The 25,692-nt window shown below is 70.2% G+C and carries 21 protein-coding genes, 1 tRNA gene and 2 rRNA genes; 9 read left to right on the top strand and 15 right to left on the bottom strand.

Annotation, left to right across the window (positions count from 1 at the left end; genetic code table 11):
- Positions 1-309 precede the first annotated feature (309 nt).
- Positions 310-385 (bottom strand) — tRNA-Thr (locus F6W97_RS39630).
- Positions 386-650: 265 nt separating this feature from the next.
- Between F6W97_RS39630 and F6W97_RS39625 the strand changes: the two genes are divergently transcribed.
- Together F6W97_RS39625 and F6W97_RS39620 are read left to right on the top strand one after the other, a co-directional pair.
- Positions 651-1,742, top strand: coding sequence for an ABC transporter ATP-binding protein (locus F6W97_RS39625; protein ID WP_155375753.1), 1,092 nt, complete (start codon positions 651-653; stop codon positions 1,740-1,742).
- A 106-nt stretch (positions 1,743-1,848) separates the two neighbouring features.
- Positions 1,849-3,240, top strand: a complete 1,392-nt coding sequence (locus tag F6W97_RS39620) for a class II fumarate hydratase (protein WP_155375752.1) — start codon at positions 1,849-1,851, stop codon at positions 3,238-3,240.
- Between the two features lie 82 nt (positions 3,241-3,322).
- Here the strand turns inward: F6W97_RS39620 and rlmB are convergent, their stop codons facing one another.
- From rlmB to F6W97_RS39595, 5 genes are all read right to left on the bottom strand, one after another.
- Positions 3,323-4,441 carry a 23S rRNA (guanosine(2251)-2'-O)-methyltransferase RlmB gene (rlmB, locus tag F6W97_RS39615; RefSeq protein ID WP_155375751.1) on the bottom strand — a complete coding sequence of 373 codons (1,119 nt, stop codon included), beginning with the start codon at positions 4,439-4,441 and terminating at the stop codon, positions 3,323-3,325.
- Complete coding sequence (cysS, locus tag F6W97_RS39610; protein WP_155375750.1) at positions 4,441-5,856, bottom strand: cysteine--tRNA ligase; 1,416 nt, start codon at positions 5,854-5,856, stop codon at positions 4,441-4,443. Before cysS ends, rlmB begins: the two co-directional genes overlap by 1 nt.
- A 13-nt stretch (positions 5,857-5,869) precedes the next feature.
- Positions 5,870-6,199, bottom strand: coding sequence for a hypothetical protein (locus F6W97_RS39605; RefSeq protein ID WP_155375749.1), 330 nt, complete (start codon positions 6,197-6,199; stop codon positions 5,870-5,872).
- Positions 6,200-6,253: 54 nt separating this feature from the next.
- The gene (locus F6W97_RS39600; protein WP_155375748.1) at positions 6,254-6,919 is read right to left on the bottom strand and encodes an HAD family hydrolase; all 666 of its coding nucleotides are present in this window, start codon (positions 6,917-6,919) and stop codon (positions 6,254-6,256) included.
- Positions 6,920-7,013: 94 nt separating this feature from the next.
- The gene (locus F6W97_RS39595; protein ID WP_155375747.1) at positions 7,014-7,691 is read right to left on the bottom strand and encodes an HAD family hydrolase; all 678 of its coding nucleotides are present in this window, start codon (positions 7,689-7,691) and stop codon (positions 7,014-7,016) included.
- Between the two features lie 42 nt (positions 7,692-7,733).
- On the opposite strand from F6W97_RS39595, the gene F6W97_RS39590 reads away from it, so the two are divergent.
- Both F6W97_RS39590 and F6W97_RS39585 read left to right on the top strand, forming a co-directional pair.
- A complete protein-coding gene (locus F6W97_RS39590; protein WP_155375746.1) occupies positions 7,734-8,351 on the top strand; it encodes a helix-turn-helix domain-containing protein in 618 nt (205 codons plus the stop codon).
- Positions 8,352-8,500: 149 nt separating this feature from the next.
- A complete protein-coding gene (locus F6W97_RS39585) occupies positions 8,501-9,397 on the top strand; it encodes a DUF559 domain-containing protein (protein ID WP_155375745.1) in 897 nt (298 codons plus the stop codon).
- A gap of 97 nt (positions 9,398-9,494) precedes the next feature.
- On the opposite strand, the gene F6W97_RS39580 is transcribed toward F6W97_RS39585, so the two are convergent.
- From F6W97_RS39580 to F6W97_RS39560, 5 genes are read right to left on the bottom strand one after another with little or no spacing between them, the layout of a single operon-like run.
- The gene (locus F6W97_RS39580) at positions 9,495-11,168 is read right to left on the bottom strand and encodes a fumarate hydratase (protein ID WP_155375744.1); all 1,674 of its coding nucleotides are present in this window, start codon (positions 11,166-11,168) and stop codon (positions 9,495-9,497) included.
- Positions 11,169-11,199: 31 nt separating this feature from the next.
- A complete protein-coding gene (locus F6W97_RS39575) occupies positions 11,200-12,519 on the bottom strand; it encodes a PQQ-binding-like beta-propeller repeat protein (RefSeq protein ID WP_155375743.1) in 1,320 nt (439 codons plus the stop codon).
- A gap of 47 nt (positions 12,520-12,566) precedes the next feature.
- Positions 12,567-13,046, bottom strand: coding sequence for an Lrp/AsnC family transcriptional regulator (locus tag F6W97_RS39570; RefSeq protein ID WP_155375742.1), 480 nt, complete (start codon positions 13,044-13,046; stop codon positions 12,567-12,569).
- Positions 13,047-13,076: 30 nt separating this feature from the next.
- Entirely contained in the window at positions 13,077-14,309 is a 1,233-nt protein-coding gene (locus F6W97_RS39565) for a hypothetical protein (RefSeq protein ID WP_155375741.1), read from the bottom strand.
- The gene (locus F6W97_RS39560) at positions 14,306-14,800 is read right to left on the bottom strand and encodes an RNA polymerase sigma factor (protein WP_155375740.1); all 495 of its coding nucleotides are present in this window, start codon (positions 14,798-14,800) and stop codon (positions 14,306-14,308) included. Before F6W97_RS39560 ends, F6W97_RS39565 begins: the two co-directional genes overlap by 4 nt.
- 185 nt (positions 14,801-14,985) lie before the next feature.
- Here F6W97_RS39560 and hppD point away from each other — a divergent pair, with 185 nt between their 5' ends.
- The 4 genes from hppD (at position 14,986) to hisC (ending at position 18,937) form a co-directional block, all read left to right on the top strand.
- Complete coding sequence (hppD, locus tag F6W97_RS39555) at positions 14,986-16,155, top strand: 4-hydroxyphenylpyruvate dioxygenase (protein ID WP_155375739.1); 1,170 nt, start codon at positions 14,986-14,988, stop codon at positions 16,153-16,155.
- A 119-nt stretch (positions 16,156-16,274) separates the two neighbouring features.
- The gene (locus F6W97_RS39550) at positions 16,275-16,973 is read left to right on the top strand and encodes an RDD family protein (protein WP_155375738.1); all 699 of its coding nucleotides are present in this window, start codon (positions 16,275-16,277) and stop codon (positions 16,971-16,973) included.
- A gap of 9 nt (positions 16,974-16,982) precedes the next feature.
- The gene (locus tag F6W97_RS39545; protein WP_155375737.1) at positions 16,983-17,873 is read left to right on the top strand and encodes an RDD family protein; all 891 of its coding nucleotides are present in this window, start codon (positions 16,983-16,985) and stop codon (positions 17,871-17,873) included.
- Positions 17,870-18,937 (top strand): histidinol-phosphate transaminase, encoded by a 1,068-nt coding sequence (gene hisC / locus F6W97_RS39540; RefSeq protein WP_155375736.1) that lies wholly within the window; start codon positions 17,870-17,872, stop codon positions 18,935-18,937. The genes F6W97_RS39545 and hisC overlap by 4 nt, the downstream gene beginning before the upstream one ends.
- Before the next feature lie 105 nt (positions 18,938-19,042).
- On the opposite strand, the gene F6W97_RS39535 is transcribed toward hisC, so the two are convergent.
- A complete protein-coding gene (locus F6W97_RS39535) occupies positions 19,043-22,585 on the bottom strand; it encodes a PKD domain-containing protein (protein ID WP_155375735.1) in 3,543 nt (1,180 codons plus the stop codon).
- A gap of 585 nt (positions 22,586-23,170) precedes the next feature.
- Between F6W97_RS39535 and F6W97_RS39530 the strand changes: the two genes are divergently transcribed.
- Positions 23,171-24,433, top strand: coding sequence for an outer membrane protein assembly factor BamB family protein (locus F6W97_RS39530; RefSeq protein WP_155375734.1), 1,263 nt, complete (start codon positions 23,171-23,173; stop codon positions 24,431-24,433).
- A 19-nt stretch (positions 24,434-24,452) separates the two neighbouring features.
- Here the strand turns inward: F6W97_RS39530 and F6W97_RS39525 are convergent, their stop codons facing one another.
- The 3 genes from F6W97_RS39525 to F6W97_RS39515 form a co-directional block, all read right to left on the bottom strand.
- A complete protein-coding gene (locus F6W97_RS39525) occupies positions 24,453-24,944 on the bottom strand; it encodes a hypothetical protein (RefSeq protein WP_155375733.1) in 492 nt (163 codons plus the stop codon).
- A 411-nt stretch (positions 24,945-25,355) separates the two neighbouring features.
- Positions 25,356-25,472 (bottom strand): 5S ribosomal RNA (gene rrf / locus F6W97_RS39520).
- Positions 25,473-25,573: 101 nt separating this feature from the next.
- Positions 25,574-25,692 (bottom strand): 23S ribosomal RNA (locus F6W97_RS39515); the annotation flags it as partial.

Genomic DNA, 25,692 nt, shown 5'->3' with positions numbered 1-25,692 from the left:
GGGACACCCCCGCCGGGCACTGACACGAGCCCGGCTGGGGCCTCGGTCAACAACTAACCAAGGTCACCGGTCAAGTAGCTACTGGGACGGATCGGTCAAGCAGGAACTGGGACTAGACACGATGGGCGCGAGGACGGCAGTCGGCGCTGCAGATCATGCGTAAGGCGTGGACAGCGCTCACAGTGGAGATCTCATCGCGGTTATAGACGACGTGACCCGGGCACGTATGCAAGCTTCACAGGAGACCTGCCGACTGTTGCCGCTGCTCCGCCGGGCGAGCCCGGTCCCGTACTTCCTGATCTGGAACGTTGGAGCCGACCAGGGGACTTGAACCCCTAACCTTCCGATTACAAGTCGGGTGCGCTACCAATTGCGCCAGGCCGGCATGCACGGCGCAGGAGCGGCCGTACCCAGCGATGGTACGCGGCAGAAGTATCGGCTTCGCTACCGGATTACCCGGAGTTTCGTACCAATCATCACCGTAGCGTCCGTTTTGCCTGGCAGACGCGTTCCACATGATGATCCACGGGCTTGTTTACAAGCCGTTACGCGGTTACTTTGGCGAACGCCGGGTTCGTGCAAACGTGGCCGGCACTTCACTTTCACTCGGATCGTCCGGCACGTTCCTGCCGGTGGAAGGACACACCCCCGTGGCTACCGTCACCTATTCGAAGGCGTCCCGGATCTACCCGGGCACCGACCGCCCCGCCGTCGACCAGCTCGACCTCCAGATCAACGACGGCGAGTTCCTCGTCCTCGTCGGCCCGTCCGGCTGTGGCAAGTCCACCAGCCTGCGGATGCTGGCCGGTCTTGAGGACGTCGACCAGGGCGCCATCTACATCAACGACAAGGACGTCACGAACCTCCCGCCGAAGTCGCGGGACATCGCGATGGTCTTCCAGAACTACGCCCTCTACCCGCACATGACGGTGTACGAGAACATGGCGTTCGCGCTCAAGCTGCGCAAGACCCCGAAGTCGGAGATCGACGTCCGGGTCAAGAAGGCCGCGCAGATGCTGCAGCTGGAGGAGTACCTCAGCCGCAAGCCGAAGGCGCTCTCCGGCGGTCAGCGCCAGCGTGTCGCCATGGGTCGCGCCATCGTGCGCGAGCCGCAGGTCTTCCTCATGGACGAGCCGCTGTCGAACCTCGACGCCAAGCTCCGCGTGCAGACCCGTTCGCAGATCGCCACGCTGCAGTCGCAGCTGGGCATCACCACCGTGTACGTGACGCACGACCAGGTCGAGGCCATGACCATGGGTCACCGCGTCGCCGTGCTGCTCGACGGTGTGCTGCAGCAGTGCGACACCCCGCGTGCCCTGTACGACCGGCCGTCGAACGTCTTCGTCGCGGGCTTCATCGGCTCCCCGGCCATGAACATCAAGACTGTGCAGCTGACCGACGGCGGTGCCGTGTTCGGCCAGATGATTCTCCCGCTGACCCGCGAGCAGGTTGCCCTGGCGCAGGCCGAGGGCGGCAACGGCCAGGTCACCGTGGGCTTCCGCCCCGAGGACTCGGACCTGGTGGGCGCGAGCGAGGGCGGCATGCCGATCGTCGTCGACCTGGTCGAGGACCTGGGCGCCAACGCCAACGTGTACGGCCACGCCGCGATCAACGGCGGCGAGGAGCGGTTCGTGGTCACCACGACCCGCCAGGCGATGCCGAGCCTCGGCGACACCGTGTTCGTCAAGCCGGTGGTCGGCAGCCACCACGCGTTCCACGCCGCTTCCGGCGTGCGCATCTGACGCAGGCAGTAAGTAGTAAAAGGGCGGGACCGGAAACGGTCCCGCCCTTTTGTGATGCGCGCGCCGATCTTCGCTTAGCCGTGCTCCACCGGGTAAGGATGGAGCCATGACGGAGTATCGAGTCGAGCACGACACGATGGGCGAGGTCCAGGTGCCCGTCGACGCCCTGTGGGGTGCGCAGACCCAGCGGGCCATAGCGAACTTCCCGATTTCGGGCAGCCCCCTGCCGTACCCCCTGATCATCGCTCTTGCCCAGATCAAGGAGGCGGCGGCCGAGGCGAACGCGGCCACCGGCGACCTGGACGCGCAGACCGCGGGCGCGATCGCCTCCGCGGCCCGTGAGATCGCCGAGGGCGACTTCGCGGAGCACTTTCCGCTGGACGTGTTCCAGACCGGCTCGGGCACCTCGACCAACATGAACATGAACGAGGTGCTGGCCCGCCTGGCCGGGCAGCGCCTGGGCCGGGCGGTGCACCCGAACGACCAGGTGAACGCCTCGCAGTCCAGCAACGACGTGTTCCCGTCGGCGATCCACCTGGCCGCGCTGCGGCTGGTGGCGTACGACCTGCGCCCGGCGCTGCTGGAGCTGGAGAACGCGCTGTCGCGCAAGGCCAACGAGTTCGCACACGTGGTGAAGTCCGGCCGCACCCACCTGATGGACGCGACCCCGGTGACCCTGGGCCAGGAGTTCTCCGGCTACGCCCAGCAGGTGCACCGGGCCGCCGAGCGCGTCGCGTCGGCCCTGCCGCATGTCGCCGAGCTGCCGCTGGGCGGCACCGCCGTCGGCACGGGCGTCAACGCGAGCGCCGAGTTCCGCCGCGAGGTGTACCGCCGGCTCGCCGCCAACTCGGGCCTGCCCGTCAAGGAGGCCGAGAACCACTTCGAGGCCCACGGCGCCCGCGACGCCCTGGTCGAGCTGTCCGGCCAGCTCCGCACCGCCGCGGTCAGCCTCTACAAGATCGCCAACGATATCCGCTGGATGGGCTCGGGGCCCCGGGCCGGTCTCAGCGAGCTGCGCATCCCCGACCTGCAGCCCGGATCCTCGATCATGCCCGGCAAGGTGAACCCGGTCATCTGCGAGTCCGTCCGCCAGGTCTGCGCCCAGGTCATCGGCAACGATGCCGCGGTCGCCTTCGCCGGCTCGCAGGGCGACTTCGAGCTCAACGTCATGCTCCCCGTCATGGCCCGCAACCTGCTCGAATCCATCACCCTGCTGGCCAACGTGAGCCGCCTGTTCGCCGCGAAGTGCATCACCGGCCTTCAGGCCAACGAGGAGGTCGCGCGCCTCTACGCCGAGGGCTCCCCGTCGATCGTCACCCCGCTGAACCGGCACATCGGCTACGAGGAGGCGGCTGCCGTCGCCAAGCAGGCCCTCGCCGAGAACAAGACGATCCGCCAGGTCGTGGTCGAACGCGGCCACGTGGAAGCGGGCAAGCTCACCGAGCAACAGCTCGACGCGGCCCTGGACGTACTCGCGATGACCCGCCAGCCCGACTAACAGATAAACGCTGGCCTATCCGATCGAGTTTGATCTACAAAAACTCGCTCGGATAGGCCAGCGTCGATGAGAAAGGGAGCCGTCACGCCGCCCGGCGGCGGGCCACCTCGGCCAGGGCCACGGCCGCGGCGACGGACGCGTTGAGCGACTCCACCTCGGACACCATCGGGATGCTCACCCGCATGTCACAGGTCTGCCCGACGAGCCGCCCCAGACCGCGCCCCTCCGACCCGACCACCACGATCAGCGGACCGACGGCCGCCTCCAGCTGGTACAGGTCGGTCTCCCCGTCGGCGTCCAGCCCGACGACCACGAAGCCCTCCGACTGCGCCTGCTTCAGCGCCCGGGTCATGTTCGTCACCTGGGACACCGGCAGCCGCGCCGCAGCGCCGGCACTGGTCCGCCACGCCGTCGCGGTGATGCCCGCGGCCCGCCGCTCGGGCACGAAGATGCCCTGCGCGCCGAACGCCGCCGCGGACCGGATCACGGCGCCGAGGTTGCGCGGGTCGGTGACCCCGTCCAGCGCCACCAGCAGCGGCTCCGCGTGCTCGACCGAGGCGGCGAGCATGTCGTCGAAGTTCTCGTACGCGTACGGCGGCACCTGGATGCCGATGCCCTGGTGCAGCACGCCGCCGGTGAGCCGGTCGAGCTCGGCGCGGCTGATCTCCAGGATCGGGATGCCGCGGTCGCCCGCGGTGCGCACGATCTCGGTGATGCGCTCGTCGATGTCGATGCCCTGGGCGATGTAGAGGGCGGTCGCGGGCACGTGTGCGCGCAGCGCCTCGTTCACCGGGTTACGGCCGACGAGCAGCTCCGGCGCGTCCTTCGGGGTCATCGACTTGCGGCCGGGCGCGACCCGCGGACCGCTGCGCGTGGGAGCGCCCCGGCCGGTCGGGGTCCGCTTGGTCGGCGTGCCCTTGCCGCCGCTGCCGCGGCCCCAGGTGGTGTCCTTGCTACCGGGCTTGCCGATCTTCGGAGCGCGCCCCTCGGCCGCGGCGGCCTTGCGCTCCTTGTCCTGCTTCCAGGCGGTCTTCGAGGGCAGCTTCTCGGTGCCCGAGTAGCCCTTGTGCCAGGGACGCTCGTCGGCGGGCAGCGTCTTGCCGCGGCCCTTCAGGGTGTCCTTGTTCTTGCCGCCCGTGCCCTTGACGGCAGTCTTCTTGCTGATCTGGCGTATGTTCCGGCGTTGCGAGTTGCCCGGCATTACAGTTCACTTCCGATCGTCCAGCGTGGACCGTGCGGGGTGTCCTCCACCACGACTCCGGCCTGTTTGAGCTGATCCCGCACAGCGTCCGCGGCGGCCCAGTCCTTACGTTCCCGTGCGGCCGTGCGCTGGGCCAGGGCGAGCGCGACCAGCGCGTCGACCGTGCTGCGCAGCCCGCTGCCGCTCTTCGCCCCGGCCCAGGCCGCGTCGAGCGGGTCGAGGCCGAGCACGGCGAGCATGGCCCGCACGCTGCCCAGCGCGCCCGCGGCGGCCTTGGTGTCCCCGGCGGCCAGCGCGGTGTTGCCCTCGCGCACGACCTCGTGCAGGGCCGCGAGCGCGGCCGAGGTGTTGAGGTCGTCGTCCATGGCCGCGGTGAAGTCGGCGCACAGCATCGTCGGCTCGACCAGGCCGGCCAGCTCCACGGCCCGCTGCACGAAGCCCTCGATGCGGCGGTACGCCGTCGCGGCCTCCTCCAGCGCACCCCAGCTGAAGTCGATGCGGGCCCGGTAGTGCGGGGCCAGCATGTAGTAGCGCAGGTCGGCGGGCCGGATGCCGTGCTCGACGACCGACTCCAGGTCGATGACGTTGCCCAGCGACTTGCTCATCTTGGCCTCGCCGAGGTTCAGCAGGCCGTGGTGCACCCAGAACCGGCTGAACGGCAGCCCCGCGGCGCGCGACTGCGCCTGCTCGTTCTCGTGGTGCGGGAAGACCAGGTCGAGGCCGCCGCCGTGGATGTCGAACTCCGCGCCCAGGTAGCGCTTGGCCATCGCGGAGCACTCGATGTGCCAGCCGGGCCGGCCCCGGCCCCACGGTGAGGGCCACTCGGCGTCGTCGGGCTCCTCGGTCTTCGCGCCCTTCCACAGGGCGAAGTCACGCGGGTCGCGCTTGGCCCGCTCCGGGCCGTCCGGCGCGGCCAGCATCTCGTCGGGCCGCTGCCCGGACAGGGCGCCGTACTCGGCGAAGGAGCGCACGGAGAAGTAGACGTCGCCGCTGCCGTCGTTGCTCGGGTACGCGTTGCCGCGCTCGATCAGCTCGGCGATCAGCTCGTGCATCTCCGGCACGTGCCCGGTGGCCCGCGGCTCGTAGGTCGGCGCGAGCACGTTCAGCGCCCGGTAGGCGGCGGCCAGCGTCACCTCGTTGGCGTACGCGATCGACCAGAACGGGCGACCCTGCTCCAGCGACTTGGCGAGGATCTTGTCGTCGATGTCGGTGATGTTGCGCACGAACACGACGTCATAGCCCGAGTGGATCAGCCAGCGCCGCAGCACGTCGTAGTTGACGCCCGAGCGCAGGTGGCCGATGTGCGGGCCGGACTGGACGGTGAGACCACACAGGTACACGGAGGCCTGACCGGGAACCCGCGGCACGAAGTCGCGCACCTGTCTGGTCGCGGTGTCAAAAAGTCTCAACGTCACCGCACAAGGATAGTCAATGCGAGCGCGTCCATTGCGACTGCAGCCACCGCAGTGCGGGCAGATATTCCGGATCTGCGGCGATCCGGTACTCCCGGCCCTCGGGGCACGTGACACCGATCACCGCCGATACGGCACCGGGCCTGGGCACGGCCGTCGCGGCGACCTCGTCCATCGGGGCGCCCCCGGCGACCGGGATCACCCGCCGGCCCAGCGTGCCGCCCTGCGAGATGGTCAGCGACCCGGCTTCGGCGCGCAGGAAGCCACTCAGCCAGCCGCCCTGCGCGTAGGGCGACCCGGTCCCGTGCACCCAGCCTTGGATCTCCAGGACCTCACCCGCGCGCACCTTCGCCTCAACCTCGCGGTGCCCCAGGTGACCGGGCCCACCGCCGGCCCGCGGTCACACGTGCAGTTCGGCCACCGCATCGGGCAGCTGCGCCAGTTCGGTGATCACCGCATCCGGCCGCACCGGCCCGGGAGCGGGGACACCCGTCCGGTTCAGCCAGACGGTACGCAGGCCGGCCCCCGCCGCCCCGACCACGTCATGGTCGTACGAGTCCCCCACGTACACGACCTCGTGCGGCTGCGCCGACGCCGCGGCGAGCACCGCGTCGAAGAAGCCCCGGTGCGGCTTCTTCGGCACCCCGTTCTCCAGCGCGTACAGCTCGAACGCGAACCGCCCGCCGAGCCCGCACCGTTCCGCCATGCTGTTGGCGTTCGTGGCGTACCCGAGGCGGTAGTCCCGGCTCAGCTTGTCCAGCACCGCGGACACGTCGGGGAACGGGTGCGAATGCGCGTACCGCACCTCGAAGAACAGCTCCAGCCAGTGGTCCAGTTCGTGCTCGCGGCCGGCTCGGGCCAGGGTGTGCCGCATCGCGGCGGCCCGGATGTCGCGCGCGGGCCGCTCGGCCAGCAGCGTCCAGTGGTCCTCGGCGTCCGCGGCGAACAGCTCCAGGGTCAACGCCGGGTCGGCCACCGCGGCGGTGACCGCGCTCAGGCCCGCGTTCACGGCGGTGCGGATGTCCACCAGCGTGTCGTCGGCGTCGAAGGCGACAGTTGTGATCATCGGTACACGTTAGCGGAACCGCAGGTCAGCGCCCTGCACCGTCACCCGCAGGGGGTACGCCGTCCCATGTCGCGAGACGGCGTGGCCGGTCGGATCATGCTGCGAGTCGGCCCAGCCCGTCGGGGAGCTGCGCCAGGCGTTCGACCACCAGATCCGGGACGACGGGACCTGGCAGCTCGTCGCCGCCGCGATTCACCCAGACGGTGCGCATCCCGGCTGCGGCCGGGGCCTCGACGTCGTGGTGGTAGTTGTCGCCGACGTAGACGATCTCCTCCGGCTGCACGCCCGTGGCCGCGACCACCGCGGCGAAGAACTCCGGTGCGGGCTTCTTCGGCAGGCCGCCCTGGTGCGCGTACAACTCGAAGGCGAACTCGCCGCCCAGCCCGCACCTGTCCGCCGTCGAGCTGCCGTTGGTCGCATAGCCCAGCAGGTACGACGCCCGCAGCTCGGCCAGCGTGGCCACCGCGTCCGGGAACGGCCGGGTCTGGGCGTACCGGTGGTGGAAGAACAGCTCGTAGTGGTGTTCGAGGTGCTGCTCCAGCCCGCAGCGGGCCAGTGTGCGGCGCATCGACTCCCGCCGGATGAGCGGCACCGGCGCCGCCGGGTCCTCGGCGAACACCTCCCGCCAGGCGTCGCGCATCTGCTCGCGCGACGGCACCAGGTCCGGCTGGAGCGAGCGCAGGCTGTCGAGCACCTGGTCCAGCGCGTAGTCGATCGCCGGGCGCAGATCGAGCAACGTCTCGTCCGCGTCGAACACCACTGCCTTGATCACTCCGCCACTCTAGTCACGCCCGTCGACGCCTAGGCTTAGCCCGTGGACACCGCACAGACGCTCGACCGCGGGCTGCGCCTGCTGACCCTGGTCGCGGACACCCCCGGCGGACTCACCGTCACCGAGGCCGCCAACCGTCTCGGGGTCGGCCGCGCCGTGGTGTACCGGCTGGTCACCACGCTCACCGAACACTCGCTGGTCCGCCGCGACTCCGGCGGTCGGCTGCGGCTCGGCCTCGGCCTGCTGCACCTGGCCCGGCGCGCCCAGCCGCTGCTGGCCGACGCGGCGCTGCCCGCCCTGCGCCGGCTCGCCGACCAGGTCCACGCCACCGCCCACCTCACCGTCGCCGACGGCGACGAGGCGGTCGCGGTCGCGGTCGTCGAACCAAGCTCGACCATGTTCCACGTCGCCTACCGCACCGGCTCCCGGCACCCGCTCGCCTCCGGCGCAGCCGGCCGCGCGATCCTCTCCGACGCGGAAGGCTGGACCGTCTCCTCCGGCGAGCTCCAGCCCGGCGCGTACGGCATCGCCGCCCGCGTCCACGCCGTCGAAGGCCTGCGCGCCTCGGTCGGCGTCGTCGCCCTGGCCCCCCTCGACACCCCCACCGTCGGCCCCCTGGTCGTAGCCGCCGCCACCACCATCACCACCGCCCTGACCTGACCCGCCCCGTCTTTTGCCGCAACTCTTAAAGACTTGCGGCCTCGGTATCCCCAGGTAGCCGCAAGTTATCCACAGTTGCGAACGGGGTTGTCCACACGGTTATCCACAGGGCTTCCACAGGGGATGTGGACGGCGTCAGGCTGTGGGTCATGCCACGCAAGCCGTACCGCCCACCGGAGCTCGTGGGCCGGATCTTCCGCCGCTCGGATGTGCTGCGCCACGGTCTGCTGACCGCCCATCAGGTGCGCTCCAGCGCCTGGACTCGGCTGCGCTACGACGTCTACGCCGACTCCCGGCTTCCCCGCGATCACGACATGGCCTGCCGTGCGGCGCTGATGGGACTGCCGTCGGATGCGGTCGTCGCCGGGCCGTCGGCCGCATACCGACACGGCGTGCAGCACGCCGCCACGTTCCATGACGACGTGCATGTCATCACCCACCCGAAGGCCGCGATGCTGCGCCGGCGAGGCGTCCGCTTCCATGAGACCGTGCTCGACCCCGACGAGACGATCGAGGTGGACGGCCACCTGTGCACGACGCCGCTGCGCACCGCCTGGGACCTGGCCGGCTGGTTCGATGTGGTCCGCGCCGTCACGGTCATCGACTCACTACTGGGCAGCGGTCTGGTGCAGCCCGATCAGCTTTCCGAGCTGGCCCGGGAACGTCAGGGCAGACGCGGAAGCGCCCTGGCCAGGCGCGCCTTCGAACTCGCCGACGGCCGTGCGCAGTCCCCACCCGAGTTTCAGCTGCGGGTCCGCGTCGTCCTGGCGGGATTGCCCCGTCCGCAGGCGCAGCTCGCCGTGCCGGTGCGGGGCCGAGTGCTGCACCCCGACCTGGCCTGGCCCGAATACCGGGTCGCGGTCGAGTACGACGGCGAGTGGCACCACGATCCGGACCAGTTCCACCTGGATCGCCGCCGGTTGAACCTGCTCGTGGCCGAGGGCTGGATCGTCCTGCACGTCACCAGCCGCCGCCTGCGCGCCGACCTGCCCGCCGTCCTCACCGAGATCCGCCAGGCCCTCCACTCCCGCGGCTGGCGCCCCTGACCCCCGCGCCCCGCCCGCCTCCGCTCACAACTCTTAAAGAGTCGCGCCCTCAGAAGCTCCCTGAAGGCGCGACTCTTTAAGAGTTGCGGCAAAAACGTCAGCGGCGGCCGATGGTGAGGGTGGGTTTGGAGGTTTCGGCGAAGAAGTCGTTGCCCTTGTCGTCGACGACGATGAAGGCGGGGAAGTCCTCGACCTCGATCTTCCAGACGGCTTCCATGCCGAGCTCCGCGTACTCCAGGACCTCGACCTTCTTGATGCAGTCCTGGGCGAGCCGGGCGGCGGGGCCGCCGATGGAGCCGAGGTAGAAGCCGCCGTACGCCTGGCAGGCCTTGGTGACCTGGCCGCTGCGGTTGCCCTTGGCGAGCATGACGTAGGAGCCGCCCGCGGCCTGGAACTTCTCCACGTACGCGTCCATCCGCCCGGCCGTGGTCGGGCCGAAGGAGCCGGACGCGTACCCCTCGGGGGTCTTCGCCGGTCCGGCGTAGTAGACGGCGTGGTCGCGCAGGTATTGCGGCATCGGCTCGCCGGCGTCCAGCCGCTCGGCGATCTTCGCGTGGGCGATGTCGCGGGCGACGACGAGCGGGCCGGTCAGCGAGAGCCGGGTCTTCACCGGGTGCTGGGCGAGTTCGGCGCGGATCTCGGCCATCGGCCGGTTGAGGTCGATCTTGACGACCTCGTCGGAGACGTCTTCCTCGGTGATCTCGGGCAGGTAGCGGGCGGGGTCGGTCTCTAGGCGCTCCAGCCATACCCCCGATGGGGTGATCTTGGCGAGGGCCTGGCGGTCGGCGGAGCAGGAGACCGCGATGGCGACCGGGCAGGACGCGCCGTGCCGGGGCAGCCGGATGACGCGCACGTCGTGGCAGAAGTAGCGGCCGCCGAACTGTGCGCCGATGCCGAAGTTGCGGGTCAGCTCCAGGACCTCGGCCTCCAGCTCGACGTCGCGGAACCCGTGGGCCAGCATCGAACCCGCCGACGGCAGGTTGTCCAGGTACTTCGCCGAGGCCAGCTTCGCGGTCTTGAGCGCGTGCTCGGCGGACGTACCGCCGATGACGATCGCCAGGTGGTACGGCGGGCAGGCGCTGGTGCCGATCAGCCGCAGCTTCTCGTCCAGGAAACGCATGAACGAGGCGGGGTTGAGCAGCGCCTTCGTCTCCTGGTAGAGGTAAGACTTGTTGGCGCTGCCGCCGCCCTTGGCCATGAACAGGAACTTGTACGCGTCCGGATGCCCGTCCGGGTCCTCGGCGTAGAGCTCGATCTGGGCGGGCAGGTTGGTGCCGGTGTTGCGCTCGTCCCAGGTGGTCAGCGGGGCGAGCTGCGAGTAGCGCAGGTTGAGGCTGGTGTACGCCTCGTACACGCCGCGGGCGATGTGGGCCTCGTCGTTGCCGTCGGTCAGCACGTGCCGACCGCGCTTGCCCATCACGATCGCGGTGCCGGTGTCCTGGCACATCGGCAGCACGCCGCCGGCCGCGATGTTCGCGTTGTGCAGCAGGTCCTTGGCGACGAAGCGGTCGTTCGGCGAGGACAGCGGGTCGTCGATGATCGACGTGAGCTGGGCCAGGTGCGCCGGGCGCAGGTAGTGGGCGATGTCGTGCATCGCCTCGGAGGTCAGCTGGGTGAAGATCTCCGGCTCGACGGTGAGGAACTTTCGCCCACCCGGCCCGCTGACGACGTCGACGCCCTCGTCGGTGACGAGGCGGTAGTCGGTGGTGTCCGCGCCCAGGGGCAGCAGCGAGGAGTAGGCGAAATCAGTCACGCGAAAAAGGGTACTCATGTGCCATCGGGTCGCAGAATTCGCGCCCTGGCTAATCGAACGGGAGGTAACCGAGATCACGCCGCTGGCCCAACAGCAGGCCCTTCTCGTCGGCGGCGAGCACCTCGGCGTCGGACTTGACCTCCTTGCGCACCTTGCCGTCCTCCGGGTTCAGCACGATCACCCGGTTCGGGCCGCGGTCGGAGACGACGACCACGGTGCCGCGCAGCGCGGCGGACGCCTCCGGGCTGATCTTCCGATGCCACAGCGCCTTGGGTTTACCAGGGTTCTTACCGTCCGGCACCACCGCGCTCAGCCTGCGGCCGTCCGCGGAGCGCACCAGCGCCAGCCCGCCGGTGACCCCCACGATGTGCTCGCCCGCGGCGCACAGCAGCACCTGCTCGCCGAAGCCGGCCTCGATCAGCTGCTCCCGGCCGTCGATCGTCAATCCGACAAGCACGCTGTCGGTGCCCGCGGGCAGGCGGCGCTGGTCGCACCCGCCGCCGTCGAAGGTGCGCAGGTGCTGCCCGGCCGGCAGGTGCCACACCCGCTGCCGGCTCACCGTGTCGAGCCCGCCGACGGTGATGTCGCAACCGCCGTCGCGCGGCGTCACGCTGCTGCGCACGATGCGACCGCCCGCGACAATGATCTTGTCGCGCCGTCCCGGCTCCAGCGGCGGGTCCAGGCGCGGCTCCGAGCGGCGCGGGTCGACCACGTACACCTTGCCGTCTATCGGGAAGGCCAGCAGCTCGGGCCGGGTCCCCGGTTCACGGCGGTCCGCGATCCGGTCGGAGGCGAGCGGCTGGGTGCCCAGGAGCTCGGGATTGTCGGCGAAGAGCACGAACCCCATCCCGGGCAGGCCGGTGGACCAGATCTTCGAGCCGGTCGCCGGGCTGCGGCCCGAGACCTCGCAATCCTTGGGCGTACGGCACGCCACGTCGACGATCTCGTCCTTGTACGTCCAGACGGCGGAGGCCTCCTCGTCGCGCCACACCACCGCACCGCTCCGCGGGTCGAGCACCTGATATCCCTTGACCAGCAGCTTTCCCGCGACGATGACCGGTTTGTCGGCGGGGCCGGCGACCGCCGCCCAGTCCGCCTCGGTGGAGAAGTTGCGCCGGCCGGTGAAGCGGCTGAGCGCCTCGACCGAGTCCCGGTGCTCGACGACGACGAAGTCGTCGGTCAGCGTCACCGTCTGCGGGGTGCCGCCGAGCCGCTCCTGCCAGCGCGGTATCGGGTCGGCGACCGGGCCGCTCGTGTTGATCCAGGTCCAGAGGTCAGGGAACGGGTTCCAGACGCCGGTGCTCACGAGCACGGTCAGCGCCACGGCCACTGCCACGAGCCAGCCTGCGCCAGCCCTACCCTGAGCCATCGGGCCAGAGTAGCCAGGAAACCGTCAAACGTGAGTGACTGTCCGATTCACCCGTGTCGGGCGGCTTTCCCCACCAGCGGCAGCGTCCGGTAGGGCAGCTGCTCGGCGAGCGCGATCAGCGTGGACGCGCGCAGAATCCCGTCGTACGAAACGATCTCGTCGATGACCCGCTGCAGGTCCGCATTGGACCGGGCCACGATCCGGCAGAGCAGGTCGCCGCCGCCGGTGATGGTGTACGCCTCCAGCACCTCGGGGATCGTGGCCAGGTGCGCGGCGACCGGGTCGTGGCCGCCGCTCTGCCGGATCTCCAGGGTGATGAACGCGGTCACGCCGTAGCCGAGCGCCGCCGGGTCCAGCTCCGGGCCGAAGCCCTTGATGACGCCTCGCGCGACGAGGCGGTCCAGCCGGGCCTGCACGGTGCCCCGCGCCACCTTCAGGCGGCGCGAGGCCTCCAGCACGCCGATCCGCGGCTCGGCCGCCAGCAGCTCGACCAGTCGCACGTCCAGCTCGTCGACGGTGGGAGTCACCGGCCCATCATGTCACCGCCGCGGACGCGGTCACCCGACGCCGTTCATCACCGGGGAGTACACGATCGACCCCGCGGCGACCTGGATGCGCACCGGGCGCTCGTCGTCGTACTCGGCCGTCCACCGGCACGCGAACCAGCCCTGGGAGATCTGCAACGGGATCTTGCGGCCGCTGTTCAACGTGACCGTGCCACCGGTGGCTCCCTCGGGCGCCACTCCCGTCACCCAGCCCGCCGCACTCGACGCGCTGACGAAGTACTTCAGCTCCGGCCACGCGGACACCCGGGCGTACCGCGTCAGGCGCGTGACGACCAGGCTGACCATGCCGTCGACGCGGCTGCAGGCGACCATCGTGTTCGGCGAGCCGTAGAGGTGCAGCGCACGTTCGCCGGAACGCAGGGCGAACCGCCGGGGCGGCATCGTGATGCGTCCGGCCGCCGCGAACGCGCTCGCCAGGTTCTCCCCGCACGCCGCGTCCAACGCCTGCGCGTCGTACCCGCCCGGCAGGCGGGAGCCCTGGGCCACCAGAATTTCGGCACTGCCCACGGTGGCCTCCACCAGGGCTCCGTCAAGGCCGCCCCGCGGTGCCCACACCAGGAAGAAGCCGCCGCCGAACTGCCCGCGGAACCGCTGCCCGTCGGACGCGACGGCGGTGACAGCGGTCGCCCCCGACGGCACCCGTCCGACGAGGTAGTCGCCGGCCAGCTCGTCGGGACTCGGCTGCGGACCGGCCTCCGAGCTGACGGTGCGCCCGCGGTAGTGGCCGATGTAGGTGATGCCGGTGCCGACGTCGGGCAGAAAACCCCGGGTGTTGCCGACGGCGCGACCGGTCCCGATCGTCACCTCGCGGGTGGTCCGCTCACACTCGGCGGTCAGCCAGTCGTTGCCGTACACCCGGATGCCCAGCTCGCCGTCGAACCGCTCGATGCGCAGGGGCGGCAACAGGTCTCGATCCTCCGGGCGCAGACCGCTGCGATCGAGCTCCAGCCACTTCCGGTCGCACTCCGCGGCGAAACCGGCCTGCCATGCGGGCGTCCCGCTCACCGTCGCGCTCGGCGTGGCGAGCGGGTCCACCCCGCCGTCCGGGGTCGGCGGCCGGACCAGGGCTCCGACCACCAACAGCGCCGCCGTCCCGGCGATGACCCAGGCGGTCACACGGCGGCGCGAGCGCCCGGCCCGGTGCTCGACGTCGCCCACGGTCATGGTGAACCGCTCCTGCTCGTACTCGTCGGTCAGCTGTCGGCGCAGGTCGTCGACGGTCATCCGGCCACCTCCGGGATGGGCTTGAGGGCCGTCATTCCGGCCGGGGCGAGCTGCTGCCGCAGTGCCTGCACGGCGCGGTGCAGATGGGTGTTGACGGTGCCCTCGCTGACGCCGAGCAGCTCGGAAGTCTCCGCCACGCTGAGGTCGGCCAGTAACCGCAGGGCGACCACCTCGCGCTGGCGGCGCGGCAGCGCGGCGAGTTCACGGCGCAGCCCGCCGCCGGGCTCAGCCTGGGCGGCGGCCCGGTCCGGGGGATCGCCGAGCACCTCCCGGCGCAGCCGCCGCCAGACCGAACGCCGCACGTTGAACGCGACCCGGAGTACCCAGGCCGTGGGGTTGGGGTGGACGCGCACCGCCTCCCAGCGCGCGCAGGCCCGGGCGTACGCCTCGGCCACGGCGTCCTCCGCGCCCGCGCGGTCGCCGCCCGCCGCGAGCACCGCGCGGAACACCGCGTCCTTGCCGCTGAGGTAGAACTCAGCAAAGTCGTCCATGGCCGTCTCCCCCTGGTCACCGGGGATACGCCCGGGAGCCGCCCGAGCATGACAAGCCGCGATAACGATTCGATAACTGGTCAATGTGTCTAGCAAACGGCCACCACCACCGGTCGTTCTGCGCAATCTGATCAGTGATTGACGAGACAGTTGCCCAGGTCACGGAGCTGGGTAAATCTTTCGACATGACCGCTGTAGCGCACCCGGCCGCCACCCACGCGTCGCCGGCGCAGATGACCGACCCGTTCCCCGTGAAGGGTGTCGACCACATCGCCTTCCTGGTGGGCAACGCCAAGCAGGCGGCCCACTACTACTCCACCGCGTTCGGCATGACGCTGGTCGCGTACCGCGGCCCGGAGCAGGGCTACCGGGACTACGCCGAGTACGTGCTGACCTCGGGCAGCGGCCGGTTCGTGCTGCGCGGCGCGGTGCACGCGGCCGCCCCGGGCGCGGACCACCACGCCCGCCACGGCGACGGCGTCACCGACATCGCCCTCGAGGTCCCCGACGTGGACGCCGCGTACGCGTACGCCGTGGCGCACGGCGCGACCGGTGTGCAGGAGCCGTACGACGAGAAGGACGAGCACGGCACCGTCCGCCTCGCCGCGATCGCCACGTACGGCGAGACCCGGCACACCCTGATCGACCGCTCCGGCTACACCGGCCCGTTCGCGCCGGGCTTCGTGGTGCGCGAGCCGCTCGTGGACCGCTCCGCGGCCGTCGCCGCCGGCTCGCCCAAGCGCTTCTTCCAGGCCGTCGACCACGTCGTCGGCAACGTCGAGCTGGGCCGCATGGACGAGTGGGTGGAGTTCTACCACCGCGTCATGGGCTTTACGAACATGGCGGAGTTCGTCGGCGACGACATCGCCACCGACTACAGCGCGCTGATGAGCAAGGTCGTCGCCAACGGCACCCGCAAGGTGAAGTTCCCGCTCAACGAGCCGGCGATCGCCAAGAAGAAGTCGCAGATCGACGAGTACCTGGAGTTCTACGGCGGTCCGGGCGCGCAGCACATCGCGCTGGCCACCAACGACATCCTGGCCACCGTCGACGCGATGCGGGCCGCGGGCGTGGAGTTCCTGGCCACCCCCGACTCGTACTACGACGACCCGGAGCTGCGGGCCCGTATCGGCAACGTGCGCGCCCCGATCGAGGAGCTGAAGAAGCGCAAGATCCTCGTCGACCGGGACGAGGACGGCTACCTGCTGCAGATCTTCACCAAGCCGGTGCAGGACCGCCCGACGGTCTTCTTCGAGCTCATCGAGCGGCACGGCTCGCTCGGCTTCGGCAAGGGCAACTTCAAGGCCCTGTTCGAGGCGATCGAGCGCGAGCAGGACACCCGCGGCAATCTCTGACCGCACCGCCCTATTCAAGACCCCAGGGGCGCCTGCCGGCGCGTATGCCGAGGCAGGCGCCCCTCTCCCACCCCGGCGCGCACCTTCGACAGCGGCGAGGACATGGAAGGATGTCGCGCATGACCTCCCCCTCAGTGCCGCCGGACAACCCGGTGAACCTCCGCGGCCCGGTGCCGCAGCAAGCCCCGGCGCCGGGTGCCGTGCCGCCGCAGCACCCCGCCGGGCCGTGGGCCGGCCAGCCCACCGGCTGGGTGCCGCCAGGCCCGCCGCGCGGCGCCTTTCCCACCCCGCTCGCGCCGAACGGACAGCCGCTGGCGAGCTTCGGCGACCGGCTGCTCGCCTACCTGCTGGACGGCCTCATCGCCGGAGCGGTGGGTCTGATCTTCACCGTGCCGCTGATGATCCTGTGGGTGTTCGCCATCGTCGACTGGGCCGACGCGACCAGCAACTACAACGGCGATCCCGGGGTGCCCCCGGCGGACGACTTCTATGCCTTCTTCGGCACGATGTTCGTCGTCATCGGCGGCACGTTCGTGGTCAACCTGCTGGTCACCTACCTGTACCTGGTCGAGTACCAGCTGCGTAAGGGCGGCGAGACCGTCGGCAAGCGGGTGCTCAAGATCCGCGTGATCAAGGTGCAGCCGGGACAGGCGCTGAGCCGGGGCGACCTGACCAAGCGGTGGGGCGTGGAGCGGGTCGCGGGCCTGTTCGTGCCGGGCTTCAGCTACCTCGACGGGTTCTGGCAGCTGTGGGACAAACCGCTCCAACAATGCCTGCATGACAAGGCGGCGCAGACCGTCGTGGTGAAGGTCGGTTAAATAGCAGTCATGACGATCAGTCCTGGGTGGTACAAGGACCCCGCCGATCCCAGCACGCAGCGGTACTGGGACGGCGAGGGCTGGCTCGGCGCGCCCCTGCCCGCCGACGCGACCCCACCGGACGGGCCGCCCGCAGCGCCGCCCCCGCCGCCCCCACCCGTGGCGCCGCCGTCTCAGGTCAGCGCGGCCCGCGACGGGGTCACGCCGCCGGTGCTCCCGCCGCCCGGAATGCCGACCGGCGGGCTGACCACGGGCGCCCCGCCGCCGGGCGGTCCCGGCATGCGCCCCCTGCCGCCAGGCTGGCCGCATCCGGTGCCCCAGCCGCCGCTGAGGCCGCACGGCATGCCCCTGGCCACCCCCGGGGCCCGGCTGGTCGCCCGGATCGTCGACACGGTCGCGCTGGTGCTGCTGAACGTCGTCGTCAACGGCTGGTTCATCTACCTGTTCCTGCGCGAGTACATCCCCTACACCCAGGCCATCACCGACAAGTGGATGGAGACCGGCGAGCTGCCGCTCGACATGGAGCGGCCGGCGCAGATGGACGCGCTGCTGCTCGTGATCATCCTGATCGCGCTCGCGCTGTGGTTCGCCTACGAGGTGCCGGCCACCGCGCACACCGGCCAGACACTGGGCAAGAGGATGGCCCGCATCAAGGTCGTCCGGGCGGAGAACCTGGACCCGCTCGGGGTCGGCCGGGCGTGGCGGCGCTGGAGCCCGCTGGCCATGCCGCTGCTGCTGCTCTCCTGCTGCGGCCCGTGCTTCGTCATACTTCAGTTCGTCGACGTCGTGTTCCTGCTGATCGACCGCCAGCAGCGCATGGCCTGGCATGACCGCTCGGCGGGCACCTACGTGGTGCGCCTGCCCGACCCGGTCCGTACCGACAAGAGAGGCGCATCATGAGCGAACGCAGTGAGCGGGGCCTGACCAGGGGCGACCTGAACGCTCTGCCGAACTACGTGCCCGGCCGCTCCGTGCCCGGCGCGATCAAGCTGGCCAGCAACGAGGTGCCGTACGGGCCGCTGCCGGGCGTGGTCGAGGCCGTCGCCGACGCCGTCGCGAACGTGCACCGCTACCCGGACATGGGCGTCGTCGCGCTGCGCGACAAGCTCGCCGAGCGGCTGGGCGTGCCCGCCGAGCGGGTGGTGACCGGCTGCGGCTCGGTCGCGCTCGCCGAGCACCTGGTACGGGCCACCTGCCTGCCGGGCGACGAACTGCTCTACGCCTGGCGCTCCTTCGAGGCGTACCCGATCATCGCGGCGACCACGGCGGCGACCTCGGTGCGCGTGCCGAACACCGCCGAGCACGGCCACGACCTGGCCGCGATGGCCGCCGCGATCACCGAGCGGACCCGGCTGATCCTGGTCTGCAACCCGAACAACCCGACCGGCACCAGCGTGCGCAAGGCCGAGCTGGACGAGTTCCTCGCCGCCGTGCCCGACGACGTGCTGGTCGTGCTGGACGAGGCGTACAAGGAGTTCGTCACCGACCCGGCCGTGCCCGACGGCGTCGAGGTCTACGGCGACCGGCCCAACGTCGCGGTGCTGCGCACCCTGAGCAAGGCATGGGGCCTGGCCGGGCTGCGCATCGGCTACCTCGTGGCGCACCCTGAGGTCGCCGGTGCGGTGCGCAAGGTGGTCACCCCGTTCTCCACCAGCATGGCCGCCCAGGCCGCGGCGCTGGCCGCGCTGGACGCCGAGGCGGAGATGCGCCGCCGCTGCGACCTCGTCATCGCCGAGCGCGAGCGGGTCCAGATCGCCCTGGCGAAGCTGCTGCCGGGCGTTCCCCCCAGCCAGGCCAACTTCGTATGGCTGCCGCTGGGCGAGCGGGCCGTGCCGTTCGCGCAGGCCTGCGAGGCCGAGGGCGTCATCGTGCGGCCGTTCGCGGGCGACGGGGTGCGCGTCACCATCGGCACCGCCGACGAGAACGACGCGCTCCTGCACGCCGCGGAGAAGTACTTCGTCTGATCCGTACCCACGAAAAAGACCGCCGCCGGCCTGAAGGCCGGCGGCGGTCTTTCGTTCATCGGCCCTCCCCGCCGGACCCGAAGGCCCGGCGGGGAGGTTCACCTGTCACGCAGCGGCGACGGTGACCTGCCTGGTCGTGCTGGCCGCCTTGCCCCAGCCGTCGGTGACGGTGAGGGTCAGCGTGTACGTGCCCGCAGCCGGGAACGTGTGGGCGGGCGCCGACGAGGTGCTCGTCGCCGTGCCGTCCCCGAAGTTCCAGCTGTAGGTGAACGTGTCGCCGGTGTTCGGGTCCGCGGACCCGACGCCGGAGATGTTGCACACCAGCAGCGTGCACGACGGGAGGTTGATGACCGGAGTCGGCGCCACGTTGCCCGCGGGCTCCGTGATGGTCACCGGCAGGGTCTTCGTCGCCGTCAGGCCGTACTCGTCCTTCACCGTCAGCACCACGTTGAACGTGGCCGCCGAGGTGTAGGTCTTGGTGGCCACCGCGCCGGAGCCGGAGCCCTGGCCGAAGTTCCACGAGTACGTCAGCGCCGGGGTGTTCTCGTCGGTCGACGTGCGGCCGTCGAAGGTGCAGACGTTGGCCGCGCAGGACACCGTGAAGTTGGCGACCGGAGCGACGTTCGGCGGCACCTGCACGGTCACGGTGACGTCCACCGACGGGTTCGTGGCGAAGTCGTGCTGGTCGATACCGCGAACCTTGACCGTGTACGTCCCGGCCGGGATCGCCGGGGTGGTGTACGAGTAGTTCGAGCCGGGCGAACCGGGCGAGTTCAGGAACGCGTCCCGCCAGCTGGCCGACGTGGAAGTGAACGTGCCGGACGAGCTCATGTAGCGGCCCAGGCTGTCCACGATCGCCACCTGTGCCTTGGCGATCTGCTGGTCGTCCTCGACCCGGCCGCTGACGAAGATGCGCGCGTCGGTGAAGACCGCGCCGTTCGCCGGCTGCATCAGGGTCGTCGACACGACCGGCGGCAGGTCACCCGGGTAGATGGTGTACGTCGCCGTCGCGCCGGTGGTCGAGGTGTCCTGCTGACCCACGGTGTCGTACGCGTACGCCGTCACCGAGTACCGGCCCTGCACGGGCAGGTCCGTCGACAGCGTCCACGTGCTGCTGGTGCCGTTAGGCGTGGCCAGCACCGCGTCGCGGGTCGCGAACGCGGCACTGAGCGTGCCGTTGGCCTGCAGGTAGCGGCTGCTGTCCAGCTCGCGGATGGCCACCTTGACGCTCGCCACGCCGAAGTCGTCGGTCGAGGTGCCGGCGAGGTCGAGGTGGAGCACGTCGGCGGTCTGGTTGCCGGTGACGTTGAGCAGGCCGTTGGGCGGGTTGTCGCCCGGGATCTGCGCGTTGATCGTCAGTTTGCCCTGGTTGGCACTGGAGGTCTCCAGGCCCAGGTCGTCCGCGGCCTTTACCGTGAACGAGTACGCGCCCGGCTTCAGGTTGAACGGCGTGGTGTACGACCAGTTCAGCGACGTGGCGTTGAGGTTGGCCGGGGAGACCCGGTACCAGCCCGCCTGCACGTCGGTGCTCCACGTGCCGTCGGAGGCCAGGTTCTCGCGCGTGGTGCTGTTGCGCAGCTGGATCTCGACGAAGTTGAGGTTCTGGTCGTCGGTGGCCGTGCCCGAGAAGGTCAGCGTGCCACCCGGCGCCACGGTGAGCGGCGCGGTCGCGGTCGGCGGGTTCATCACCGCGGGCGCGGTGATCTTGACCGACGGCGCGACACCGGTCGAACTGATGATCCAGGTCCGGTCGGTGGTGTCGAGCGAGGACTGGCTGATGTCCGACGGGGTGACCTGGATCTTCCACTCACCCTCGTAGGGCACCGTGATCTCGGTCGACCAGGTGGTGGTCAGACCGCCCACGACGTCCGGGTCGATCCGGAACGTGTTGTAGGTGGTGGCCACGGAGCCGTCGTCCTGCAGGTACCGGTTGTTCGCGTCGCGCATCGTGTAGCCGATCGACTGCACGCCCTTGTCATCGGTCGCGGTGCCGGTGACGGTGAACGTGGTCGACGGCACGATGCTGCCCGACGGGCCCGTGATCGAGGCCGTCGGCGGGCGGTCGTCGAGGCTGAACGTCTCGAACTTCTTGACCGCCTTGGTCGCGTCGCTGCTGCCGTTGTTCGCGTAGGACTTCGCCAGCACCTTGATGCGGCGGTTGCCCGTGATCGTCAGCGGCAGGGACCAGGTGCTCGACGCCGTGTTCGGCGACGCCAGGTTGGTGTTGATGATGGCGGCCGCGCCCCACGTGGTCAGGTCGGGCTGCAGGTAGCGGTTGGTGTCCATGTCGACGATCTCGACCTGGACCCGCTTGAGCGAGTTGCCCGTCGCGGTCGCCGCACCGGTGATGGTGAACTCCTGACCGGCCGGCTTGACCTGGCCCTCGATCGGCGTGGCGATCGTCGTGTCGTACGGCGACGCGGCCGGGATCGAGTTGAAGTCGTAGAACGCGACCCGGCCGACGTTGTAGCCGCCCTGGGTGGTCGCGTCACCACCGGCGAACAGGCCACGCGGGGTGACCAGCATCGCCTTGTTGCCCTCGTACGAGTTGGAACCGGGGTTCCACTCGATGGCCTTGCCGTTGCTCGGGTCGAGCGCGCCGATGTGGTCGCGGCGGACCACCGCGTCGCCCAGGCCGTAGCCGCTCAGGCCCTGGCCGGTGCCGTAGCCGACGTCGTCCAGACCCGGCCACGGGTCCGGCGCGGTCTGCGACTCGTTCCAGGAGAAGTGGCCGCCGATGTACACCGCGTTCTCCGCGATGGCCACCGAGTACAGGCTGTCGAACGCCCGCGAGATCCACTGCGGCTGGACCAGGTCGTCGCCCGCGAGCGGGAACGCGATGGCGGTGTCGTTGATCGGGGGCCGGTCGCCGCCCGAACCGCTGGTCACCACGAAGTACTGGTCGTTGGGTGCGATGTCGCCCGCGTAGATGCGCTGGATGCCGCCGACGAACTGGAGGTTGTCCTCCCACAGCCGGGTGCGCCAGGGCAGCAGGGCGTTGGTCGTGGTGTTGATCAGACCAACGCCGTAGCGGTCCTGGTTCGCGATCTTGCGCGCGGTGTGCACGACCAGCAGCTTGCTGTCGTCGTGCGAGAGCACCAGGGCCTGCACGGTCAGCGCGCCGTCGACGCCGATGCCGCCGGACAGGTTGTTGTTGAAGCCGGTCACCAGCGCACCGGTGGTCGCGTTCACGGCAGCCAGGCCGACCCGCGCGGTGTTGTTGATGAGCGTGAACTGCCCGCCCAGGTACACCGTCGTGTTGGTGGCCTCGATCGCGGTGCCCGCGCCGTTGCCGTTGGCGGTGAAGCCCGCGATCGGCGCACCCGTGGTCAGGTTCAGCGACGCGAACTTCTTCTTCGCGACACCGTTGATGGTGTTGAAGCGCCCGGCGACGAACAGCTTGGTGCCGTCCGGCGACGCCTCGACCTCGGTGACCCCGCCACCGGCGAAGGTCGGCCGGAACGTGGTGTCGATCAGGCCGGTGTCGATGTTGAAGGCCAGCAGGTTCGCCTGGTTGACCGTCGTCGTGTTCGTCGTCGTGTTGTTCCGCGCCGAACTGAAGGTGCCGGCGATGAAGACCCGGTTGCCGACGTACGCGATGTCCGTGATCTCACCAGCGGTGATTCGCGGAGTGTTGGTTCGCGGCACGTCCGGGACGATTTTGGTGTGGTTGGGTTTCGGCTGTGCTGCCGAAACGGAGGTTGCGGTCACGAAGACCGCGCCCACAATGGACATAGCTCCGAGTAACGAAGCTGTGACTACGGTTGCCACGCCTTTGCGTGTGCGCACGGTTGATCCCCCACGCATTCAGAATCCCCAAACCCAGGTGGAAGTGCAGCTTCCCCCGGAAGCCTAGGGAGCACCCTCTCAAGGCTGCCGACGGTCGGGAATGGGCTCTTCGCCTCATCCGATGGTCCGAGTGGGCAAAGCCACCGGAACCCCTGTCGGATACGGAAATCAACACCGTGCTGACCAGGGCATATGCATGGCGATCCGGGTTTGTTAAATATGCAGTCGCACTTACGACACCGCCTGTGGTGACTCCCGCCACGCTGCCGATACACCGCCGGCATCCGGACGGTGGCACCACGAGAGCCGTTCGGCCCACCCTGGGTGGGGTGCCCGTCGCCGCGACCGCGTCACGGACCTCCGCCATGCGGTCCCCGCCGGTCTGCCGTCACCTGGCGCAACGCCCTCGGAAATGCGGTCAGGCCCCCGTAATAGGGTGCACCTATGACGTGGCGGACCCTGCCCCGCGGAGCTCGGCTCGCGGTGATCGGCGCTGTCTCGGTGGCGCTGCTGGCGGCCGCCGGGCTGGTGGCGTGGCGTGTGCTCGGCCCCGCCGAGGTCGTGACACCGGCCCGAAAGCCGTACCCCGCGCCGGTCATCCCCGCCCCGGGACCGATCGGCGTGCTGGTCTCCGCCCCGCTCGTGCTCGACGACCGGATCCGGGTCTTCGCCACCAAGCGCCAGGTCTGGGCCGACGCACCGCCGAACTTCAAGTACGAACGCAGCGCGCTGTGGTCGCTACGGCGCTGGCCCGCGCAACTGATCGGCGTGGTCGCGGTCGGCGGCGACACCCCGACCGTGGTGAGCTCCTGGTCCGACGGTGAACTCGTCGGCACGGACGCCCGCACCGGCGCCATCGCCTGGCAGGTAGGCGCCGAAGTGCTCGGCGACACGTACACCGGCCGCCGCACCGGAGCCTCGACCGTCTACCAGCCGCCGGGCCTGTTCACCACCGACGGCGCCGTCATCGTCGCCGGCCCCGCCCACGTCACCGCGTACGACCCGGCCACCGGGGCACAGCGCTGGCAGGCGGCCGCTCCCGTGGGCGCGGACTGCCGCGGCACCGACCTCACCTCGGCCCGTCAGTACCTGGTCCACGACACCTGCACCGGGACGGTGCGGCGCTTCGACACCGGCACCGGCACCGCGCCGGCCGCCGTCGGCAGTGGCACCACGTCGGTCGAGCCGGTGTCCTGCGCCGTCGGTCACTCGCTCTGCCAGGGCGTACGCCTCACCGGCTCCACCGTCGAAGGACTCGTGCTGACCGGCCCGGACGTCGAACCGTCCCCGCCGCTGGCGGCCCCGGGCGCACTGCTGTCCGGCGGAATCGTCGTCACCGCACCGGATCCTGCCGCCGGGACCCGGCTCGACGGCCGCGACCCCCGCACCGGCGACCTGCGCTGGACCTGGCACCCCACCGCCGGAGACCCCACCCCGCCGCCGCGCCTGCTGGCCGCCTCCGGCGACCGGGTGCTCCTGCTGTCACCCGACCACACCCTGATCGCGATCAGCGCCGAGTCGGGCCGGGAACTGTCCCGGTCGTCCCTGCAGCTCCACTACGAGCCCGACATCGCGTACGACGTGGCCCAGGTGCACACCTCCGGCCGCTACCTGGCCCTGGTCCGCACCATCCCCGGCGTCCCCGCGACCGCGCCAGACGACGACTTCTACCTGACCCCCCGCACCGTTCTCCTCGCCGCGTCCTGACCACCCCACCCGGCGCGGTTCAGCGCACCCGCGTGTCGGCGACCAGCCAGTCCTCGGTGACGCGGCAGCGGTCCAGACCCACCGCGACGAACTCGTCCGGATCACGGCGGCGGCGGGTCGCGCCCAGGAATACGAGTACCTGCGAGATGGGACTGCCGATGGCGGGGAAGGGTTCGTTCACGTCGACGAACATCGGGCCGATGGACAACTCCCCATCCGCCCACAAGGCCGCCCGCTGCGTACCCGACCCGCCGGCATAGCCCGCTTCGACGTACCCCAGCGGGCCTGCCTTGGACCATTCGGCCAGTACGTTCTCGAACCCGCCGGGAAGCTTCCAGAACCGCAGGCCGTCGCCGCGGCTGCCATCCGTGGCCGCGGCGAACAGCTCATCGGTCATCGGTATCAGCGCCAACCCCTGCCGCAGCGGCACCACGAAAGCACCGGGTTGCCGTGCCGCGGCCTCGCGCAGCAGGTCCTCCGCACCGATGACAGCCTGCAGGTCGTAGCCCATCCGATTTCGGTCCTCCCCAGCCGGCTCCGCCGCGATGAAGGCGGCGCATCCGGCAGCTGGTTCTCCCGGGCAGCGCACCGGGTGTCGCAGATTCTGCCCCGACTTTCGAGAACGCTCAACCGGAGGGTGCTACGCAGAGGCGAACGCGGCATGAAAAGAGGCTCCGCTGCGGCCCGAATAGTGCCGCGCCGACGTCTACAGGGCCTGTGGTGATTGCTGTTTCGGGTCGGATACTGCGGTTGGACCCGAGGTCGTGACATCAGACAGCGATCATCGCTTGAGCCGGCGGTGGAAAACCACCGGGGCCGGCCGGCAGGCATAAAAAAGGGGCCCCGCTACGGGGCCCGAATAAGAGTGTGGATACGCGTCAAGGCCCACCCCGTGAGGGGTGGGCCTTGAGCTGCGATGTTTGTCCGGCGGCGTCCTACTCTCCCACAACGTCCCCGTTGCAGTACCATCGGCGCTGGAGGGCTTAGCTTCCGGGTTCGGAATGTTACCGGGCGTTTCCCCTCCGCCATGGCCGCCGTAACTCTATCAACATGTCAACCCGCGCCAGCCTCGGCTGGGGGTTGCGTGTCGTGATGTGCATGGTGGACGCGAGCAATCTCTGCAGGACTCTCATATGTTTGTTAGGTAAGTCCTCGGCCTATTAGTACCAGTCGACTGAACACATTACTGTGCTTACATCTCTGGCCTATCAACCCGGTGGTCTAGCCGGGGGCCTTACCCACTCTCGTGGTGGGATACC

This window comes from Catellatospora vulcania (assembly GCF_009720385.1).
GTDB lineage: Bacteria > Actinomycetota > Actinomycetes > Mycobacteriales > Micromonosporaceae > Catellatospora > Catellatospora vulcania.
The sequence above is the reverse complement of the archived record's forward strand: the minus strand, read 5'-3'. Positions and strand labels throughout refer to the sequence as shown.

Bases quoted from the DNA above. Each gene is read 5' to 3' on its own strand.
- F6W97_RS39620 (WP_155375752.1), top strand. From the start codon at position 1,849: ATGACGGAGTATCGAGTCGAGCACGACACGATGGGCGAGGTCCAGGTG.
- rlmB (WP_155375751.1), bottom strand. From the start codon at position 4,441: ATGCCGGGCAACTCGCAACGCCGGAACATACGCCAGATCAGCAAGAAG.
- F6W97_RS39600 (WP_155375748.1), bottom strand. From the start codon at position 6,919: ATGATCACAACTGTCGCCTTCGACGCCGACGACACGCTGGTGGACATC.
- F6W97_RS39585 (WP_155375745.1), top strand. From the start codon at position 8,501: ATGCCACGCAAGCCGTACCGCCCACCGGAGCTCGTGGGCCGGATCTTC.
- F6W97_RS39580 (WP_155375744.1), bottom strand. From the start codon at position 11,168: ATGAGTACCCTTTTTCGCGTGACTGATTTCGCCTACTCCTCGCTGCTG.
- F6W97_RS39575 (WP_155375743.1), bottom strand. From the start codon at position 12,519: ATGGCTCAGGGTAGGGCTGGCGCAGGCTGGCTCGTGGCAGTGGCCGTG.
- F6W97_RS39565 (WP_155375741.1), bottom strand. From the start codon at position 14,309: ATGACCGTCGACGACCTGCGCCGACAGCTGACCGACGAGTACGAGCAG.
- F6W97_RS39560 (WP_155375740.1), bottom strand. From the start codon at position 14,800: ATGGACGACTTTGCTGAGTTCTACCTCAGCGGCAAGGACGCGGTGTTC.
- hppD (WP_155375739.1), top strand. From the start codon at position 14,986: ATGACCGCTGTAGCGCACCCGGCCGCCACCCACGCGTCGCCGGCGCAG.
- F6W97_RS39550 (WP_155375738.1), top strand. From the start codon at position 16,275: ATGACCTCCCCCTCAGTGCCGCCGGACAACCCGGTGAACCTCCGCGGC.
- F6W97_RS39545 (WP_155375737.1), top strand. From the start codon at position 16,983: ATGACGATCAGTCCTGGGTGGTACAAGGACCCCGCCGATCCCAGCACG.
- hisC (WP_155375736.1), top strand. From the start codon at position 17,870: ATGAGCGAACGCAGTGAGCGGGGCCTGACCAGGGGCGACCTGAACGCT.
- F6W97_RS39530 (WP_155375734.1), top strand. From the start codon at position 23,171: ATGACGTGGCGGACCCTGCCCCGCGGAGCTCGGCTCGCGGTGATCGGC.
- F6W97_RS39525 (WP_155375733.1), bottom strand. From the start codon at position 24,944: ATGGGCTACGACCTGCAGGCTGTCATCGGTGCGGAGGACCTGCTGCGC.